Raw genomic sequence first — 20,931 nt, forward strand, 5'->3', positions numbered from 1 at the left:
TCAGCTTTTAATTTTGCATTTTTATATAAGGTATTTTTAAATAATTAATCTAGGGGGCATTTTAATGATAGAAATAAATGGTGTAAATAAAAGTTTCGGGAAAAATCAAGTTCTGAAAGATATAAGTTTGCATGTAAATAAAGGAGAAATATTTGGAATAATAGGACAAAGTGGTGCTGGTAAATCTACACTTTTGAGGTGCTTGAATGGACTTGAAAACTATGATAATGGAAGTGTAATGATAAATGATAAAGAAATAAAAGATATGGGATCAAAAGAAATAAGAGAGTTTAGAAAAAAGCTTGGAATGATATTTCAAAATTTCAACTTGCTAAATAGAAAGACAGTATATGAGAATGTAGCACTTCCAATGGAGGTATGGGGATATAACAAAAAAGAAATAGATAGAAAGGTTTTTAAGTTATTAGAAATTGTTGGACTTGAGGATAAGGCAAAAAGTAAGCCTAGAAATTTAAGTGGAGGACAAAAACAGAGAGTTGCAATAGCAAGGGCATTATCCCTAGATCCTGAAGTTTTATTGTGTGATGAAGCAACATCAGCATTAGATCCCAAAATCACAAAGTCGATACTTCAGCTTTTAAAACAGATAAATGATAAATTAAACATAACAATAGTAATAGTAACTCATCAAATGGAAGTAATTAAAGAAATTTGCCAGAGGGTTGCAATTATGGAAAATGGGCAAATAAAAGATGTGGGAAATGTAGAAGAATTATTCTTAAAGCCAAATAGCAATTTAAAGAACTTATTAGGTGAAGATAAAATTCTCCCTGAAACAGGAGTTAATATAAGAATATTCTTTCCTAAAGAGATCAGTAAGAGAAGTATAATAACATCTATGGCAAGAGAACTTGATATAGATATTTCAATAGTCTGGGGAAAACTTGAAAAATTCAGAAATGATGTACTTGGAAGTCTCGTAATAAATTTTGAAGAAGAATATAAAGATAAGATATGTGAATTCTTATCATCAAAAAATATAAAATGGGAGGTAGAACAAAATGGATTTAATTAATCAAGTATTATTACCGGCCTTTGGCGAAACATTATATATGGTATTTGTATCTACAATAATAGCAGTATTAATTGCATTTATTCCATCTATTGTACTTATAATAACTGATGAAAGAGGATTAAGGCCTAATAAAGCAGTAAATAAGATTTTAGGAGTTATAGTTAATATTTTAAGATCATTTCCATTTATTATATTAATGGTTGCTATATTGCCTTTCACAAAAGTTATTGTAGGTACAACTATTGGAACAACTGCCGCTATAGTACCAATGACAATAGCAGCAGCACCTTTTGCAACTAGAGTAATAGAGTCATCACTTAAGGAAGTAGATCCAGGAGTGATAGAAGCTGCAAAATCATTTGGGGCAAGTGATCTTCAAATTGTATTTAAGGTTATGATCAAGGAGTCTCTTCCATCAATTGTACTTGGCATAACGCTCACTATAATAAGTGTTATAGGTTGTTCAGCTATGGCTGGTGCTATAGGTGGAGGCGGCCTTGGAGATGTGGCCATAAAATATGGATATTATAGATTCCAAACGGATGTAATGATGTATACAGTAGTAATACTTATAGTATTAGTAGAAATTCTTCAGGGAATAGGAAATTTGTTGTATAGATACTTAATAAAATAGACATTTAAGGGGGAAGATAAAAATGAAAAAATTTCAAAAGATTGGTGCACTTGTGTTAACAGCATCATTATTAATTAGTGTTGTTGGCTGCAGCTCAAGCAGCAGTTCAAAGTCAACTGCATCTGATGACAAAAAAACAATAATTGTCGGTGATACACCAGTACCAGCAACAGAGGTTCTAAAAAAGATAGAACCAATATTAGCAAAGAAAGGATATAAACTGCAGATAAAGGAATTCACAGATTATGTAACTCCAAATACTGCACTTGCAAATAAGGAGATCGATGCAAATTTGTATCAGCACATACCTTATCTTGAAAATTTCAACAAACAAAAACATACTGATTTAACTTATACTGCAAAAGTTTTTATAGCACCTATGGCAGTTTACTCAAAAAAAGTAAAAAAGCTTGATGAATTAAGAAATGGTGCGGTAATCGCAGTACCAAATGATCCAACTAATGAAGCAAGGGCTCTTAAATTATTACAAAAAGCCGGGTTAATAAAACTTAAGGGTAATGATACTGTTACTAAAATAGATATAACTGAGAATAAGAAGAATATACAGATAAAGGAATTAGATGCTCCGCAGCTTCCAAGAGCGCTTAATGATGTAGATGCATCTGTTATAAATACAAATTATGCTCTTCAGGCAAATTTAAATCCTACTAAAAATTCTATATATACTGAAGATAAAACTTCATCTTATGTAAATATTCTTGCAGTTAGAAAAGAAGACAAAGATAAGCCTTATATAAAAGCATTGTCAGAGGCTTTAAATTCTCCTGAACTTAAAAAATTCATACAGGAAAAATACAAGGGAACATTGATTCCGACTTTCTAAAGAAGAAAATTCGTATTAAATCAGGGGCAAGTGAATTTAGTATGAATTATAAATAATAAAGGGGGCAAATATAAATGAAAAAAATATCAACAATTATTTTGACGTTTGTATTATTATTCAGTCTGGCTGGATGTGAAAATACAAGTTCAAATAATTCGGGTTCAAAAGATCAAAATAAGAAGACAATTGTAGTTGGTGGAACACCAGTACCTTCCGTAGAAGTTTTAAATCAGTTAAAACCTATTTTAAAGAAAAAAGGATACGATTTACAGGTAAAAGAATTTACGGATTATGTAACTCCAAATACTGCCTTAACAAGTAAGAGTATAGATGCAAACCTATATCAGCATATCCCTTATTTGGAACAGTATAATAAGGAGAAACACACGGATCTTACTTATACTGCTAAAGTATATATATTACCTATGGCTGTTTATTCAAAAAAGGTTAAAAATATGAATGAATTGAAAAATGGTGCAGTAATTGCAATTCCAAATGATCCAACAAATGAAACAAGAGCGCTTAAACTTCTTGAAAAGGGTGGTCTCATAAAGTTAAAGAATGGGGATGCTTTAACTAAACTTGATATAACAGAAAACAAGAAGAATATACAGGTAAAGGAATTAGATGCACCACAACTTCCGAGGGCATTGGATGATGCAGATGCAGCTGTTATAAATACGAATTATGCGCTTCAGGCAAAATTGAATCCAGTTAAAGATTCAATACTTATTGAGGATAAAAATTCACCATATATAAATGTACTGGTAGTTAGAAAAGAAGATAAGGATAAACCATATATAAAGGCTTTAAATGAGGCATTGAATTCACCAGAAATTAAAAAATTTATTGAAGAAAAATATAAGGGTACAGTTATTACTGCTTTTTAAACAAATGTTATTTTAAGGGGGAAATAATATGAAAAAAATATTATCTATTATTCTATCAGTCTTAGTATTGTCAGTAGTTTTTACTGGCTGTGGAAATACTTCTACCAAGGATAACCCGGCAAGTAAGGAAAAGAAAGTTATAAAAATTGGAGCAAGCCCGGTACCTCATGCAGAGATATTAAAAAAGGTTAAGCCTATACTTGCCAAAGAAGGTTATGACCTTCAGATAAAAGAATTTACAGACTATGTAACACCAAATACAGCACTTGATTCAGGAGAAATAGATGCTAATTTCTTTCAGCACATACCATACCTGGAAAAATTTAATCAAGAAAAACACACTGATCTTGTGTATACTGTGAAGGTACATTTGGAGCCAATGGGAATTTATTCTAAAAAGGTTAAGGATATAAAAGATTTAAAGGATGGTGCAGTAATTGCGGTACCGAATGATCCAACTAATGAAGCAAGGGCATTAAAGGTACTTCAGAAATCTGGACTCATAAAAGTAAAGGATGGAGAACTTATTTCCAAAACAGATATAACTGAGAATAAGAAAAATATACAAATAAAAGAATTAGATGCACCACAGCTTCCAAGGGTATTAGGTGATGTAGATGCTGCTGTAATAAATTCAAATTTTGCAATAGAAGCAAATCTTAATCCAACTAAAGACGCAATAGCAATAGAAGCAAAAGATTCACCATATGCTAATGTTATAGTAGTAAGGGCTAAAGATAAGAATAAGGATTTTGTTAAGGCACTGGATAAGGCAATAACATCTCCAGAAATCAAAAAATTCATAGAAGAAAAATACAAAGGAAGTATAATTCCTTCATTTTAGAATATGATTTAAAAATAAGAGGATTATTGGTATTCAAATATACCTGTAGTCCTCTATTTTAATTTGTATTTTTTTATTATAAAATAATAATAAGGCAAGTTTTCACTAAACTGCATGCGGGGGAGGTAAAAATGTGGGATTTAGAGTAGAGGAAGATTTACTTGGTAAAAAGAATATAGAGGATTCAGTTTATTTTGGGATAAATACTCAAAGGGCTCTCGAAAATTTTGATTTAGGAAGCAAAAGTGTAAATCTGGATTTAATTAAAGACATTGCACTTATAAAAAAAGCAGCTGCTATAGTAAATAGTAATTTAAAAGAGCTTGCAGAGGATAAAGCTCATGCAATAATAATTGCCAGTGAGGAAGTAATTGATGGAAAACTTGATGATCAATTTAAAATAAGTGCATTTCAAGGTGGTGCTGGTACATCTACAAATATGAATGTAAATGAAGTTATAACAAATAGGGCTATAGAGATACTAGGAGGGAAAAGAGGAGAATATAATATTATACATCCTTTAAATAATGTAAATATGTCTCAGTCAACCAATGATGTATATCCTACAGCTCTTAGGATTACTGCGATAAGAAAGATAAGAAAATTGAGTTCATGTATTGCTGAACTTCAGGAAGAATTACAGAAAAAAGAAAATGAATTTTCTGATGTGATAAAACTTGGAAGGACTCAGTTGATGGATGCGCTGCCTATAATGGTAGGGCAGGAATTTGGCGCATATGCTAAAGCAATTGCAAGGGATAGGTGGAGGATTTATAAAGTAGAAGAAAGACTTAGAGAAGTAAATATTGGTGGAACTGCAATAGGTACTGGATTAAATGCTACAAACAAATTCATATATATGATAACAGATGTACTTCAAGATTTGACTGGTTTTGGAATAGCGAGATCAGATTATCCTATAGATGTAACCCAGAATTGTGATGTGTTTGTTGAAGTCTCTGGACTTTTAAAGTCTCTTTCTGTAAATTTAATTAAAATATCAAATGATTTAAGGCTTTTAAATTCTGGACCGAGAGGAGGAATTAGTGAAATTGTCTTACCAGAAGTTCAAGCAGGATCCACTATAATGCCTGGTAAGGTTAATCCTGTTATAGCGGAAATGATTGCTCAAGTTGGTATGAGAGTTATAGCAAATGATACTGCAATTACAATGGCAAGCGCATCTGGACAGCTTGAATTGAATGCATTTACTCCATTGATTGCAGAGAGCTTGCTTGATTCACTCGAACTTCTATGCAGGGCAATTAATGTATTTAATGAAAAATGTATTAAAGATATAAAGGTAAATGCTGCAAATTGCCGTAAAAATCTTGAGAGATCTACCTCTCTTATAACAGCGCTTGTAAAATATATAGGATATGATACTGCAAGCAAAATTGTACAAAAATCGATAAAAGAAGATAAAACTATAAAAGAGATTTTAATTGAGGAAAATACATTAAGCAGAGAAAAAATAGAGGAAATAATGAATCCTTTTGTACTAACAAAGCCTGGTATACCAGGAAAATAGGAGGTAATATGATGAGCTTAAATGAATCACCACGTTCTGTAAGAGTACATATAGCACTTTTCGGACGAAGAAATGCGGGAAAATCAAGTATTATTAATGCCATAACAGATCAAGATACGGCTATAGTATCAGATGTTCAAGGTACAACTACAGACCCTGTTTATAAATCAATGGAAATACTTCCGATAGGTCCATGTGTAATAATAGATACTGCAGGTCTTGATGATGAAGGAGAACTTGGAAAACTTAGGCGTGAAAAGACTATTGAAGTTCTAAATAAAACTGATATAGCACTTGTTGTAGTGGATTCAACTATTGGAATTACAGATTATGATAAATATATAATTAAACAGATAAATGATAAAAAGCTTCCATTTATACTGGTATTTAATAAGGCCGATATATCAAAAGTTAGAGCAGGATATGTAGACAGTATAAAAAATGAATTTAATGTACCTGCTGTGGGTGTATCAGCGCTTACTAAAGAAGGAATAAAAGAACTGAAAAATCAAATAATAAATATAATGCCTGAAGATGAAGATAAATTCAGAATAATTGGAGATTTAGTAAAGCCTGGAGATTTTGTTATACTTGTTACACCAATAGACAAAGCGGCACCAAAGGGAAGACTTATACTCCCGCAGCAGCAAACAATAAGAGATGTTTTGGAAAGTGATGCTTCTGCAATTGTTACGAAGGAATATGAACTCAGGGAGACTCTTCAGAATTTATCTAAAAAACCTAGAATGGTTGTTACCGATTCACAGGTTTTTTTGAAAGTTGCGGCAGATACTCCAAAGGATATCTTGATGACATCATTTTCTATATTATTTGCGAGATATAAAGGCGATTTGGTAGAACTTATAAAAGGAGCTAAAGCAATAAAGAAATTAAAAGACAATGATAAGGTACTTGTTGCTGAAGGCTGTACCCATCATAGACAATCAGATGATATAGGAAAGGTTAAGATACCTAGGTGGATAAGGCAGATAACTGGAAAGAAAATTGATTTTGAGTTTTCATCCGGTAATTCATTTACAAATGAAATAAAAAAATATTCATTAATAGTTCATTGTGGAGGATGTATGTTAAATAGAACTTCTATGTTGTATAGAATTAACATGGCTAAAGAATTTGGAGTACCTATAGTAAACTATGGAATATTAATTGCATATGTACAGGGGATACTCGACAGGGCACTTAAACCATTTCCCTTAGCTAAAATGGTATGGGATGAATAAATTTTTATAAATAATAAATGAGGAGGATTAATAATGGCCTTTGGTATGAGTAAAAGTAAAAATTCTCATAATTTAATATTAAAGCGGGTGAGTATAAACGGAAATGTTTGTGGACAATTTGCAGAGATATCTATAAATCAAACTTATGAAAACTATGGTAAGAAGGATACGAAGGGAGTTTATGTATTTCCAATACCAAAAACAGCTATTATCTCTGGATTTGAGGTTGAGATAAGTGGAAGAACACTTAAAGCTGTTGTAGAGGAAAAAGATAAGGCGTGCAAAATATATGAAAGTGCTTTAGAAAGAAGGGAAAAAACCCTAATTTTAGAGGAATTCAAACCACATTTTTTCAAAGTGAATATAGGTAATATAATTGCTGGTGAATCAGTAGTTATAAAACTTTCATATATAGATGAACTTGAATATAAAGATAGCACATTTAAATTATCAATACCTTTGATATTTGAAAGTCAGAGGCTTGAACATGGTTTTAAACTTGAAATGTTGAAAGGAAGCACCATAAATAAAATAATTGGAAGGAAGAAAAAAACTGATTTTGAATTCAAGGCCAATATAATAGTTGAATCTATGTGTATGCTGGAATTTAGATCTCCATCACACAATATAAAAATAGAAAGAGATGGAGAAAATATCTCAAAGGTGAATTTAGGGGGTATATATCAATCAATGGATAAGGATTTTATTCTTTATATGAAAGAAAAAAGTCCTAAGGAAGCGGATGGTATGATATGTGAGTACAAGAAGGATGGAGTAGATAAAGGAATAATTTATCTAAGAATAATACCTAAGCTTGATTCATTTGAAAGTTATAAACCAGAAAATTATGTTTTCTTGATAGACATATCAGATACTATGAAAGGAAACAAATTAGAACAGGCTAAAAATGCACTCCAGCTGTGTATAAGAAATTTAACTAGTCGTGATAAATTTGATATTATAGCCATGGGAAATGAGCTTAGCCATTTTAGTCAAAATGGTATGGTTGAATTTAATGCAAATACTTTAAGAGAAGCTTCTTATTGGATTGATGCTCTCCAAGATGAGGAAGATGCAGATATATTTGGTGGTATAAAATATAGTATCGAAAATGAAGGTGGACGTAACACAATACTTATATTTACTGATGATCAGGTAGAAGAAGAAAATGATATATTAAATTATGTAATGGAAAATATAGGAGACAACAGAATATTTACTTTTGGAATAGACTCGGTTGCAAATAACTATTTCTTAAATAAGCTTGCGCATGAGAGTTTTGGAAAGGCTGAATTTATAAATAATAAAAGAAGAATAGAGAATGTAGTATTAAAGCAGTTCAAGAGGATAAAGAATCCTGAGGTTGATGATATGACTATAGATTGGGGTGATTTAAAGGTAAAATCAACCTATCCTAGGACTATAGATTATATGTATGATAGAGAACCATTTTGTATTTTCGCAAATGTGGATGGAGAGGTTTCTGGCAAGATATCAATAAGGGGAAATGTAGAAGGAAAATCTTATTTAAAGGAAATTGATCTGGATAATTTTAATATGGAGGAAAGTGCTAATTTATTAAAAAAGGTATGGGCTAGAAAAAGAATAAAATCAATAGAATTTAATATGGAAGCTGAACGTGGTCATATAAAAGATGCAATGAGGAGAAAGATAATAGAGTTATCTAAGGAAAATAATATAGTAAGTCATGAAACTACATTTATATTTATGGAGTTAAGAGAAGAACCCGTTCTTGGAATAGAACTTAAAAATATAATTCCAACAAGAATTGATGAGAGTAATCTTGCAAATGAAATAGAAGAAATTTATGAATCAGAAGATATTAAACCAATGCATAGATTTAAAAAAGATGCAAGAAAACATACTTCAGACGACAATTTGTATCTAAAAAATTTATATCCAATTAAAAGATTGCTGAGAATAATTGCAAGAAATCAGTTTGCAGATGGTTCTTTTGTCGATTACGAAGATAATGATTTGGAAAATAAGATGGAAACTACTGCAATAGTTCTGCTTGCATTTTCGATGACTGATGAAAATATAGATATATATTCTAATCAATTAAACAAATCAATAGAGTTTATAAGTGACAATTATGATAAATTAGATGATCAGATTTCCAGCAGATTAATCAAAGTACTGATATTGTCACTGAAAAAAAGTTTGGAAGAAGAAAATATAAAGAATAGAAATATAAGTAATATAGAAAAATTGCTGCTTGAATTGTATAAGTTGAAGGATGAAAGAAAAGATCATAGTTATGAGTTAAAAGATTTTGATAAATTATCGTTTAAGAGAAATATAGTCTCATTGTTTAGAACTGATAATAATATGATTAATGAAAGTATAAATATATCAAATGAGAAAAATTCTATCTTTGATTTAGCCAAACTTGCTATTCTTATGATATTGGAAAATTAATTTATATTATAATTTTATGTTGATTAAAAGATGTCGGCTCAAATATATTGAAAATATGAAAGCATAGATAAAAGCATAGTATGGGAAATAAAAGTAAAGTTTTATACCATATTATGCTTTAAACTTTGGTCATTATGGTATAAAATTAATATAGAATTAGTACAAATTAAATTACAGATGTAAAAGGAGCTGAAGGGTATAATGTTTGAGTGGAAAGAGAACTATAGTTGTGATGTAAAACAGATAGATGATGAACATAAAAGGTTATTTGAAATAGGCAGGAATATTTATGAACTTGCAATGGATGAAAATCATATTGATTACTATGATAAAATACTTGATTTATTGGACGAGCTTAAGGATTATACAGTTTATCATTTTGGTGATGAAGAAAGAATTATGGAGTTGTATGATTATCCTGGATTAGAAGAACAAAAGCATATTCATGCCAAATTTATTGATAAGCTTGAAAATATAGATCTTAAATCAATAGATATCAATCAACAGAAAGCTATTTTAGATTTACTTGATTTTGTTTCAAGTTGGATATCAAGTCATATATTAGGTACGGATTTAAAAATTGGTGAGTATTTCAAAAAACTCAAACTAAATAAATAGCGGCATTAAAAAATGGATAGTGCAGTATTAAAGCTCGAACCGAGACAATATACAACTGCACTATTTTTACAGATAACTAAAATGTTCATTTCGTACTTGAAATCTATAATAAAGGAAAATTTGAGATTTGCAAATGCAGAAAATAAATTTAAAGAAGGTTTATCGTGAATGTGACAACATTTCTTCTACTATATCTAAATATCTTTGCGAAACCTCTGGAAATACTGTAAAAATTGTATCTATTATAAAATCGATATTGTTATCATCTATCTTTTTCCCTGTTGTATCAATATCATCTTTTATATATACTTCATCTTCTTTAAGTGAGTTATATATTTGGTCCACTATAGGTGATTTCATAACTTTTTCATCTTCAATACAATTATTTGAAAAATATAATACATCATCTAGAACGATAAATTGACCATATACGTATTCCTTTTGTGTTTTAGAATTATCTTCTTCAGAACAATCATACTTTGTATGTTCAACATGTTTAAGATCAAGTACATAACTAATCTGTTTTCTTGTTAAGACACTGGGAACCTCCAGCTCCAACAGTCTTTTTTTAGTATGTTCAGAAAAGTTTTCACCAAATTCTGAAATGAACTGTTTCATTGATATTGTTTTCTTCATTCTGTAATTTCTTCTCATAAAAGAGTCCTCCTATAATAAATAATAATGCAAAAATAATTATATAATTCAAAATATTTGAATTATATAATACAAAATAGAAATTATTTTAGATAGAAAACCACCTTATAAAGGTGGTATTGTGTCATTTAAATAAATTAATATATTTTACTGTAAACCAATTAATATAATTATATCATAATATATATAAAATATCAATTTATCATAATTTATGGCTGATGTCAATAATACTCAAGGCAGAAATTATAAACAGGGAATGAATTAAGGCCCCTAATTTAAATTAGAAACCTTAATAGATTAAATTCCTATATATAATTTTATATCAAGTGGTTTTATGCTTATATTTAAGGTATCAGAAATTAAACTTATTTCATCATTTTTATTGAATATATTAGTTAATCTATTTAAACTGGCTTCCTTTATATAATCCGATGTATTTATTGTGAAATTATATGTGTCATAAGGACTTTTGTTTACAAGTATGAGGCAAATAGAACTTTCAGTTGGTATATTAAATTCATCCTTGCCATGTAAAATATATCTGAAATATCCATATATGTTATAACCAAAATTTATTTGTTTAAATGCCCCTGTTTTAAGTGATGCTATATTATTTCTTATATGAATCAATTTTTTATACCAATTTAATATAATCTTATTTTCTCTTTTCCACGGGTATGTTGCTCTATTAGAAGGATCGTTTCCTCCTTCGGAGCCAGCTTCGTCCCCATAGTATAGTAGAGGAATACCCGGGAATGTGAATTGAATTAGAGTTATTATTTTTAAAAGCCTAAAGGGTATATCAATTGATTTATCATTAAATTTATCAGCATAATTTTTAAGTGCGATTGAATTTATAACGGAGTATATTCTTTCAACATCATGGCTGCCTATAATATTTACCATAGAGTAAAAATTATGAATCGGATAATTTTCGTATAGACTCATAAACCTATTTCTTAGAGTCAATGAATCTATATTGTTTCTTAAGAAATCGAGTATATTGTTTCTCATTAAATAATTTGTAACAGAATCAAGTTCGTAACCTGAGAAATATTCTCTTCTTTTATTGTAGCTTACTTTATTTGAAGCATCCTCCCAAACTTCACCTAGTACAATTGAATCTTTATCAAATGAATTTGAGGCAGCTTTAAGTTTTTTTATAAACTCATCAGGGAGTTCATCCGCAACATCAAGTCTCCATCCTTTTATACCTAACTTCATCCAGTGTTTTATAACGCTGTCATCGTCTTCTATTATATAATTTAAATAAGTTTTATTTAATTCATCTACGTTTGGTAAATCTGAAACTCCCCACCAGCAGTCGTATTCATCAGGATAATTTTTAAAGTTGTACCATGGATAGTATTTAGAAGACTTGGATTGGCATGCACCTATAGAATTATAACTGTTGAATTTATTAAAGTATATACTATCTGAACCCGTGTGACTGAATACGCCATCTAGAATTATATTAATATTTTTTAGAGACGCCTTATGTATGAGTTCTTTAAGTATAGCTTCATTGCCAAACATACTGTCTATTTTTTTATAGTTTGCTGTGTCATATTTGTGATTGCTTCTGGATTCAAATATTGGATTCAAGTAAATTGTACTTATGCCGAGGTCTTTTAGATAATCAAGTTTTTTAATTATTCCCTTTAAATTGCCTCCAAAAAAGTCCCATCTTTCTATATTGTTATTTTTAGAATTTCTTATGTACATTGGTTTGTCATACCAACTTCCGTATATGAAGCTGTTTTCCTTTGGATTTGATATGGAATTATTATCATTACCGTTAAAGAATCTATCCACAAATATCTGATAGATTATTGTATTTTTAAACCAATAAGGTGTTGAGTAATTTTCCTTAAATACAGTAATTTGATAGGGGGATGGGAAACGTGAGTAAATTTTCCCAATACCGCCGGTCATTTCTGAATTATTTCCATAGAAAATGATTTTATTATCTATGGATATTTGAAAGTAATAGAAAAGTAAATCAGGATTTGATGAAGTTTTAAGTATATACTTAAATATAGATACACAATCGGTTCTTGATTCAAGTTCCATGGAATAGTAGTTTTTATTATGATCATTAAAGACAACTAATTTTACTGTTTTTATTTTATCATAAGGTAATTTAATCCTAATTAATACATTTTTGTTGCATTCAACTGCGCCAAATGGAAATCTAAAAAATGAGTCCCATGAATTATGAAATATCGAATTCATTCAGTTTTCCTCCAACAATTTATTATTAAAGTCAATTTTATTTATATGCCATATTTCATTGGCATATTTAGTTATGGTATTATCACTTGAAAATACACCAGAATTGGCTATATTTAATATACTCATCTTATTCCATTTATTTTTATCTCTATAAAGATTATTTATTCTATTTTGAGCTTCTACATAAGGTGCAAAATCTTTTAGTACGAAATATTCATCATTATTGAAAAGAAGATTATCATATATTGAGTTAAATTCATAGTTAGATACGCCTAAAAATCCATTTGTAAGCTGTGTTAGAATCTTATTAACTCTTTGATCTGAATTGAATATATCTCTTGAGTGATAGTTTTTATTTTTATAGAGATCAATTACTTCATTTGCTGTAAGACCAAATATGATAATATTGTCGTTTCCAACTGCATCCTTTATTTCAATATTTGCACCATCCAGTGTAGCAATAGTAATTGCTCCATTCATCATAAATTTCATGTTACCAGTTCCAGAGGCTTCCTTTGAAGCTGTTGAAATTTGTTCGCTTATGTCTGCAGCAGGTATAAGCTTTTGAGCTAGGGATACATCATAATTTTCAAGAAATACTACCTTTATTTTGTCTTTTATACTTCTGTCATTATTTATTTTATCTGCAGCGCTGTTTATTAATTTTATAATCTGCTTTGCTAAAAAGTAACCAGGAGAAGCTTTTGCACCAAAGATAAACGTTCTGGGGATAATATCTAAATTTGGATTTTCGATAAGCCTATTATATAGGTCTAGAATATTCAGTATATTTAATACCTGTCTTTTATATGCATGAAGTCTTTTAGCCTGAACATCAAATATTGAATCAGGATCAACATCTATATTGTATTTTTGTTTGATAAAGTTTGATAGATTTATTTTGTTTTGATATTTTACATGTTGAAATTTGTCTTGTATAGATTTATCATTAGAAAAACCTTCAAGATTCTTTAATTCCAGGGGATGCTTAATCCATTTTTCTCCGATCAATTCATTTATTAAATCAGTAAGTTTTGGGTTTGATTGAATGAGCCATCTCCGGTGGGTTATACCATTGGTTTTATTATTAAATTTATCCGGGTAAAATTCAAAGAAATCTTTTAATTCTTGCTTTTTTAGTATCCTTGTGTGGAGTTTTGCAACACCATTTACAGAATGACTGCCCACAATGGATAGGTAAGCCATATTTATATTATTGTTAGATATTATTGACATTTTATTTACCTTATTAAGGTCTCCATTAAATTTATCAAATACTTTGGCGCAAAAACGTCTGTTTATTTCTTCTATTATCATGTATATTCTAGGAAGTAATTTTTTAAACATATCTACAGGCCATTTTTCAAGTGCCTCAGTTAAAATAGTATGGTTTGTATAAGCAGTAATATTTGTAGTTATTCGCCAGGCTTCATCCCATGACATCGATTTTTCATCGATTAATATTCTCATAAGTTCTGCGATTGCAACAGAAGGGTGAGTATCATTTATGTGTATGGCAATATATTTATCAAGACTATCTAGAGAAAGCTTCATTTTTTCATAACGTCTTATAATACTTTGAAGACCTGCACTTACAAAAAAGTATTCTTGTTTTAATCTCAAAAGTTTTCCTTTTTCCGTTGAATCGTCAGGGTATAGAACCTGAGTTATTGATTCGACAGAATATTTATATTCTACAGCTTTCAAATAATCACCATTGCTAAATGAGGAAAAATCAAAGTCTTTATCAATTGTTTCGGCACTCCAAAGTCTTAAATTATTTACAATATTATTTTTATACCCTACTACGGGTATGTCATATGGTACTGCAAGTATTGGTTCGTAATTTTGATGTATTGCTTTAAGCTTCCCATTTTCATTTATAAGCTGTACATCTCCTCCAAATTTTACTATAACTGATTTTTCACTCTTTCTTGTTTCCCATACATATCCATTTTTGAGCCAGTTATCAGGTACTTCTACTTGATATCCATTTTTTATTTTTTGCTCAAAAAGTCCGTATTTATATCGTATTCCACACCCATGTCCGGGAATTCCAATTGATGCCATAGAGTCAAGGAAACAGGCAGCCAATCTTCCAAGTCCGCCGTTACCAAGACCGGCATCTGATTCTGCTTGTAAAACTTCATCAAGATTTATTCCAAGTTCTGATAGGGCATCTTTACATATATCTCTTATACCAAGGTTTATCAGATTGCTTTCAAGTAGTCTTCCTATTAAAAATTCCATAGAGAAGTAATAAACTTGCTTTTGTTTGCTTTTTAGATAATATTTATTAGTATTTTTAACGCATTTTGAAATATAATCTTTAATAACACTACTCAGAGCTTCAAAATATTGATATTTATTTAATTCATTTATATCCTCTGCAAACATACTCGTTAATTTTTGTTTAAAGTTTTTTTTAATATATTCTTTATTTAATGACATGCTTAATCACCTCTAAATATTATGTTAAACTTTCATATAGTTTAATATACGTTTTGGCAGAATTATTCCAGCTATTGTCTGAGAGCATTGCATTTTTTGAAATATTACTCCACATATTTTTATCATGATATATTTTCACAGCATATTTTATTGTATTTAGCATTTCATGAGCATCATAATTAAAAAATGAAAAACCATTACCTTCTCCAGTATATTCATTGAAAGGTATTACGGTATCCTTAAGTCCTCCTGTTTCCCTTACTATAGGTGGGGTACCATATCTTAGTGCAATGAGTTGTCCAATACCACATGGTTCGAATAAAGATGGCATTAGAAACATATCAGAGCCAGAATATATTTTGGATGCTAGTTTTGTATCAAATTTTATATTAACAGAGAGTTTTGACGGATATATATGAGAAAAATATTGCAGCGAATCCTGATAATTTTCATCTCCTGAACCAAGTATTACAAGTTGAATATCCATAGAAAGAAGTTCTTCTATAATAGATATAACTAAGTCAAGTCCTTTTTGTTTAACCAGTCTTGTGACCATAGAAATAACAGGTATATTTTTATTTTCCGGAAGGTTTAGTGATCTTTGAAGTTCAATCTTATTTCTTACTTTTTGAGTTATAGTTGATGAGTTATATTTATAAGATATATTTAAGTCACGTGCTGGATTAAAGATTTCATAGTCAATTCCATTTACGACTCCATAAAGTTTATAATTCTTGCTGTTTAATAGTCCATCTAAAGTTTCACCGTAGAATGGGGTTTTTATTTCCTCAGCATATGATTTACTTACGGTGGTGATTATATCCGAAAAATTAATTCCAGCTTTCATAAATGAGATTGAATCATAATATTTTATCTTATCTTCACTAAAATATTCGTCACCGAGGCTTAAAAGCTCGCCTAGTATTTCTTTGGGAAAAATTCCTTGATATTTTAAGTTATGAATTGAAAAAACAGTTTTTACATTAGTATATTCATTGCTTTTTTTGTAATGTTCATTTAATAGCACAGGTATTATACCGGTATGCCAGTCATTACAATGTATTATGTCTGGGAAAAAATCTCCCATATATCTTATCGATTCTAGGACAGCTCTTGAAAAAAAAGAAAATCTTTCGCCATCATCAAAAAATCCATAAGGTTTGTCTTTCTCAAAATAATATTCGTTATCTACAAAGTAAAAAGGAACATCATCAAAATTGTATTTTTCTAATCCACAATATTTTTGTCTCCAACCAACTGGAACAGTGAAACTTTTTATGTGTTCCATCTTTGATTTGAAGTTTGAGGATATTTGTGAATACTTAGGAAGTATGACTCTGGCGTCAACACCTAATTTTCTTAAATATTTAGGGAGAGAATAGGCAACATCACCTAAACCTCCAGTTTTCGCAAAAGGATGAGCTTCTGACACTGCAAATAAAACTTTTTTCATCTTCCTTCCCCCCAATAATATAGTATTATTTATCACTTTGTTATATAGCTATAGAATTTAAACCTATTTCTCTGTCTTCACCAATTAGAACAATTTGATCTGAATTACTTATTATGTTATTATGCTTAATTACACAGTTGTTGCCTATAATTGCTTTGTCTATTATCACATCATTCTCTATTGTTACATTTGGTAAAATAACTGAATTGGTTACTCTTGAATTTTTATCAACGTGTACTCCTGGAAATAGAATTGAATTTATAACATCACCTAATATTACGCATCCGTCTGATATCATTGAATTTTCTAACTTCACACCATTACCTATGTATTGAGGTGGAAGAGTAGGGGTATTAGAATAAATTTTCCAGTCGTCCTCGTATAAATTAAGCTTATTATCTTGTCTCAATAAATCCATGTTTGCTTCCCAATAACTTTGAATTGTACCAACATCTTTCCAGTATCCTTTAAAGGGGTATGCAAATAGTTTTTTACCATTTCTAATTAAGGATGGTATTATATCTTTCCCAAAATCATTGCCAGAGTATGGATTGCTTTCATCATGTTTCAAAAATTCTTTTATTATTTTCCAGTTAAAGATGTATATTCCCATGGAAGCCATATTGCTTTTTGGATTGTGTGGTTTTTCTTCAAATTGAGTTATACGACCGTTTTTATCTGTATTCATAATTCCGAAACGATATGCTTCTTTAAGAGGAATTTCTATAACTGCTATAGTTGCATCCGCATTTTTCTCTTTATGATATTTAAGCATAGAAGAATAATTCATTTTATATATATGATCTCCGGAAAGTACAATTATATAATCTGGTTCATAGTAATCTACAAAATTTATATTCTGATATATTGCATCAGCTGTGCCACTATACCAGTTCATACCTGTCTCGCTTACATGAGGTGGAAGTATAGTAATTCCTCCGTTCATTTTATCAAGATCCCATGAACTGCCTATGCCTATGTGATTATTTAAAGTCAATGGCTGATATTGTGTCAATATGCCTACAGTATCAATACCTGAATGTGTACAATTGCTTAATGTAAAATCAATAATTCTATACTTTCCACCAAAAGGTACTGCTGGTTTTGCATTAAACTTTGTGAGTTCTTTTAACCTTGTACCTTGACCGCCTGCGAGTACCATTGCAATGATCTCTTTTTTTATCATTAGAGATACCTCCTTTTAATGATTTTTCTGTTTTAGAATGTATTTCATGTAGTTTGAAGTTACTTTCATTTGAGCTAATTATAGGTTTAATAAAAATAGTTGATAGAGCTGGAAGGTTTATTTTTATACAAAAAGGTTTACTGTTCCACTTTTCCATACCTGGAAATAATATTTCACGGTTTAAATTATCAGATCCGCCATAAATAGCAGCGTCACTATTTAGAAGTTCTTTATATTTAACTAACCTTGGTACCCCGATTTTAAAATCATCATATGATTTAAAACCGAAATTGCAAATTATAATAATAAAATTATATTTACTAATTCCTTGCCTTATAAAAGAAATTATACATTGCTTGTTGTTTGAAACGTCTATCCAATTGAAACCATTGAAATTAAAATCCTGTTCCCATAGTGCACTTTCATTTCTATATAAGTAATTTAAAGCCTTAACGTATTTTTTTGCCTTTTCATGCATTGGATATAGTAGTAAATTCCAATCAAGTTCTGAATCAAATTTCCATTCATCAAACTGTGCAAATTCATTCCCCATAAAATTTAGTTTTTTACCCGGATGAGTCATCATATATCCGAGGAATGCTCTAAATCCAGAAAATTTCTCTTCATATTTTCCAGGCATTTTATTTAAAAGTGATCTTTTACCATAAACAACTTCATCATGCGATATTGGAAGTATGAAATTCTCGGAAAAGGCATACATTATTGAAAAAGTTATCAGATTATGATTATATATTTTTTCATTCTCGTTTAGACTCATGTATCGTAAAATATCATTCATCCAACCCATATTCCATTTATAATTAAAGCCAAGACCGCCATCATAATCTGGACGTGTAACCATAGGCCATGCTGTAGATTCCTCAGCTATAACTAGAGAATTTGGAAAATGCGTAAATATGGCTCTATTAAGTTTTCTTAAAAATTCAACTGCATCTAGATTTTCAATCCCACCATGTTTATTTTTTAAGTTTGGATTGTCCTGTTTTCCGTAATTCAGGTAGAGCATATTTGCTACTGCATCGACTCTTATACCATCTATATGATATATTTCAAACCAGAAGAGTGCGTTTGATATTAAAAAATTCTTTACCTCTGTTTTTCCTAAATCAAAATTAGAGGTGCCCCATCCACAATTTTCTCTTAAATCACTGTTTTGATATTCATAAAGATAAGAACCATCAAACTTGTACAGTCCATGTGAATCTTTGCAAAAGTGACCCGGAACCCAGTCCATTATAATACCTATGTTATTTTGGTGAAATTTATCCACAAAATATTTAAAATCAGAAGGTCTCCCAAATCGGCTTGTTAGTGAATAGTAGCCGGTAGTTTGGTATCCCCAGGAGCCATCGAAGGGATGTTCAGTAATTGGCATAAGCTCTATATGTGTGTAGCCCATATCTAATATATATGGAACTAGCAAGTCGGCCATCTCCTTATAGGAATAGAACTTTTTTTGATTATTTAATCTCCACGAACTTAAATTTATTTCATATATATTAATTGGAGAAGAAAATGAGTTTATTTTAGATTTTTTTTCAAACCATACTTGATCATTCCATTTATAATCATTTTTGATACTGTAGACTATAGAAGCTGTATTGGGTCTAACTTCTGAATAAAAGGCATAAGGGTCTGATTTGAAAATAGATTTTCCATCAGATGTTAAAATAGCGTATTTGTATAAATAACCTTCATGAATACCTTCAATAAAGAGATTCCAAAATCCAGTTTTTGGCTGCTTCTTCATTATATGAATTTTATAATTCCAGTTATTAAAGTCACCAACAACGCTTACACTTAATGCATTGGGAGCCCAAACTCTAAATAATGTTCCAGAAGTTTTATTGAATTTTATAAATCTACTTCCTAAAAATTTATATGTTCTAAAGTTGTCATCATTTGTATATGAATATGCTTCATAGTAGTTTATATCAAGATTCAACATAGTTAAGTTTCTCCTTACATAGAATTGAGTAAATTTAATATGATATTATATGATCGTATATTGGAAAAATTACTTTCAATTCAGTTTTAATTATAATTACAAAAAATGTAAAACACATATTTTATATTAACACTCGGATAAATAAAATTAAATCAACTTAAAACATCAATAAGTAAAAAAATGTATAATTTCCCTTGATTTACTTTTAGATATTGTATTTCTCGTAAAATATCTAATTAAATCTCATTTAAAATATAATTAGATAATTCAGAAAATTATGAGTATAATAATTATATCAAAAAAATGTACAATAATAAAGTAATTAGCGAAAATAATATATATAGATGAAAATTGTAGAGTGAAAAAGCTTTCTATGGTCATTATTTGATCAAAGAAAGCTTTTTTAATTATTTAGAATTTAACGCTTCGAGAGTTACCCTGCATATCATAGAATGTTGCACTTACACAATCTATGTAAAATATCTCAAAGATACCATCATCTACTTTATATATATTGTTTAATGTGGGCATAGTATTTAAGGCTGCTTGTTGAGATTCTTTAGAAGTATAAGAAACTGCTTTCCCAGTTAATCTAAGCCATTTTCCTTCTGGTGAAGCTGCGCTTATTTGAATGTTTGGATTGATTTTCATTTGTTTGTATACATCTTTTGTATTAGCAGTACAAAAACATAATTTGTTATTGTAATTCATTGCAAATCCAAATGGACGCACTGCAGGTGTCTCACCATTGATTGTTGCAAGATAAAATACTTTGTTTTCATTTAAAAATTTTAAAACTTCATCCATAAATAGTTCTCCTCCACATATAAAATATTTTAAAATTGTTACCAATTATATTTTAACACAAATAAGTGGATATATGTCTGATACTTATTAAACAGT

Annotated in this window: 17 protein-coding genes; 10 read left to right on the forward strand and 7 right to left on the reverse strand. The window is 29.7% G+C overall.

Features of this window, described 5'->3' with window-relative positions; translation table 11 throughout:
• Positions 1 to 64: 64 nt before the first annotated feature.
• The 10 genes from D4Z93_RS06340 to D4Z93_RS13210 all read left to right on the forward strand — a co-directional run bounded on the left by D4Z93_RS06340 (position 65) and on the right by D4Z93_RS13210 (position 10,248).
• Positions 65 to 1,036, forward strand: coding sequence for a methionine ABC transporter ATP-binding protein (locus D4Z93_RS06340; protein ID WP_119971443.1), 972 nt, complete (start codon positions 65 to 67; stop codon positions 1,034 to 1,036).
• Positions 1,023 to 1,670, forward strand: a complete 648-nt coding sequence (locus D4Z93_RS06345) for a methionine ABC transporter permease (RefSeq protein WP_119971444.1) — start codon at positions 1,023 to 1,025, stop codon at positions 1,668 to 1,670. The genes D4Z93_RS06340 and D4Z93_RS06345 overlap by 14 nt, the downstream gene beginning before the upstream one ends.
• A 22-nt stretch (positions 1,671 to 1,692) precedes the next feature.
• Complete coding sequence (locus tag D4Z93_RS06350) at positions 1,693 to 2,514, forward strand: MetQ/NlpA family ABC transporter substrate-binding protein (protein WP_119971447.1); 822 nt, start codon at positions 1,693 to 1,695, stop codon at positions 2,512 to 2,514.
• Positions 2,515 to 2,588: 74 nt separating this feature from the next.
• Positions 2,589 to 3,404 (forward strand): MetQ/NlpA family ABC transporter substrate-binding protein, encoded by an 816-nt coding sequence (locus D4Z93_RS06355; RefSeq protein ID WP_119971450.1) that lies wholly within the window; start codon positions 2,589 to 2,591, stop codon positions 3,402 to 3,404.
• Between the two features lie 28 nt (positions 3,405 to 3,432).
• A complete protein-coding gene (locus tag D4Z93_RS06360) occupies positions 3,433 to 4,248 on the forward strand; it encodes a MetQ/NlpA family ABC transporter substrate-binding protein (RefSeq protein ID WP_119971452.1) in 816 nt (271 codons plus the stop codon).
• Between the two features lie 133 nt (positions 4,249 to 4,381).
• Entirely contained in the window at positions 4,382 to 5,779 is a 1,398-nt protein-coding gene (locus D4Z93_RS06365; protein WP_119971454.1) for an aspartate ammonia-lyase, read from the forward strand.
• Between the two features lie 11 nt (positions 5,780 to 5,790).
• A complete protein-coding gene (gene hydF / locus D4Z93_RS06370) occupies positions 5,791 to 7,020 on the forward strand; it encodes a [FeFe] hydrogenase H-cluster maturation GTPase HydF (protein WP_119971457.1) in 1,230 nt (409 codons plus the stop codon).
• Between the two features lie 33 nt (positions 7,021 to 7,053).
• Complete coding sequence (locus D4Z93_RS06375; protein ID WP_119971460.1) at positions 7,054 to 9,462, forward strand: VIT and vWA domain-containing protein; 2,409 nt, start codon at positions 7,054 to 7,056, stop codon at positions 9,460 to 9,462.
• A gap of 201 nt (positions 9,463 to 9,663) precedes the next feature.
• Positions 9,664 to 10,080: a bacteriohemerythrin gene (locus tag D4Z93_RS06380; protein ID WP_119971462.1), complete on the forward strand. Its 417-nt coding sequence runs from the start codon at positions 9,664 to 9,666 to the stop codon at positions 10,078 to 10,080.
• A gap of 12 nt (positions 10,081 to 10,092) precedes the next feature.
• Positions 10,093 to 10,248 (forward strand): hypothetical protein, encoded by a 156-nt coding sequence (locus tag D4Z93_RS13210; protein ID WP_162920264.1) that lies wholly within the window; start codon positions 10,093 to 10,095, stop codon positions 10,246 to 10,248.
• Here the strand turns inward: D4Z93_RS13210 and D4Z93_RS06385 are convergent.
• From D4Z93_RS06385 to D4Z93_RS06415, 7 genes are all read right to left on the reverse strand, one after another.
• Entirely contained in the window at positions 10,240 to 10,734 is a 495-nt protein-coding gene (locus D4Z93_RS06385; RefSeq protein WP_119971465.1) for a hypothetical protein, read from the reverse strand. The genes D4Z93_RS13210 and D4Z93_RS06385 overlap by 9 nt on opposite strands.
• A gap of 297 nt (positions 10,735 to 11,031) precedes the next feature.
• Complete coding sequence (locus tag D4Z93_RS06390) at positions 11,032 to 12,969, reverse strand: glycoside hydrolase family 13 protein (protein WP_119971467.1); 1,938 nt, start codon at positions 12,967 to 12,969, stop codon at positions 11,032 to 11,034.
• Positions 12,970 to 15,420, reverse strand: coding sequence for a glycogen/starch/alpha-glucan phosphorylase (locus D4Z93_RS06395; RefSeq protein WP_119971470.1), 2,451 nt, complete (start codon positions 15,418 to 15,420; stop codon positions 12,970 to 12,972). It abuts the gene before it with no gap.
• Between the two features lie 19 nt (positions 15,421 to 15,439).
• Positions 15,440 to 16,873 carry a glycogen synthase GlgA gene (gene glgA / locus D4Z93_RS06400; RefSeq protein WP_119971472.1) on the reverse strand — a complete coding sequence of 478 codons (1,434 nt, stop codon included), beginning with the start codon at positions 16,871 to 16,873 and terminating at the stop codon, positions 15,440 to 15,442.
• 40 nt (positions 16,874 to 16,913) lie between these two features.
• Complete coding sequence (locus D4Z93_RS06405; RefSeq protein ID WP_119971475.1) at positions 16,914 to 18,059, reverse strand: glucose-1-phosphate adenylyltransferase; 1,146 nt, start codon at positions 18,057 to 18,059, stop codon at positions 16,914 to 16,916.
• Positions 17,983 to 20,028, reverse strand: a complete 2,046-nt coding sequence (gene glgB, locus D4Z93_RS06410) for a 1,4-alpha-glucan branching protein GlgB (protein WP_119971478.1) — start codon at positions 20,026 to 20,028, stop codon at positions 17,983 to 17,985. Before glgB ends, D4Z93_RS06405 begins: the two co-directional genes overlap by 77 nt.
• Before the next feature lie 411 nt (positions 20,029 to 20,439).
• A complete protein-coding gene (locus D4Z93_RS06415; protein WP_119971480.1) occupies positions 20,440 to 20,835 on the reverse strand; it encodes a pyridoxamine 5'-phosphate oxidase family protein in 396 nt (131 codons plus the stop codon).
• Positions 20,836 to 20,931: the final 96 nt, after the last annotated feature.

Origin of the sequence: Clostridium fermenticellae (genome assembly GCF_003600355.1) — a bacterium.
Lineage (GTDB): Bacteria > Bacillota > Clostridia > Clostridiales > Clostridiaceae > Clostridium_AV > Clostridium_AV fermenticellae.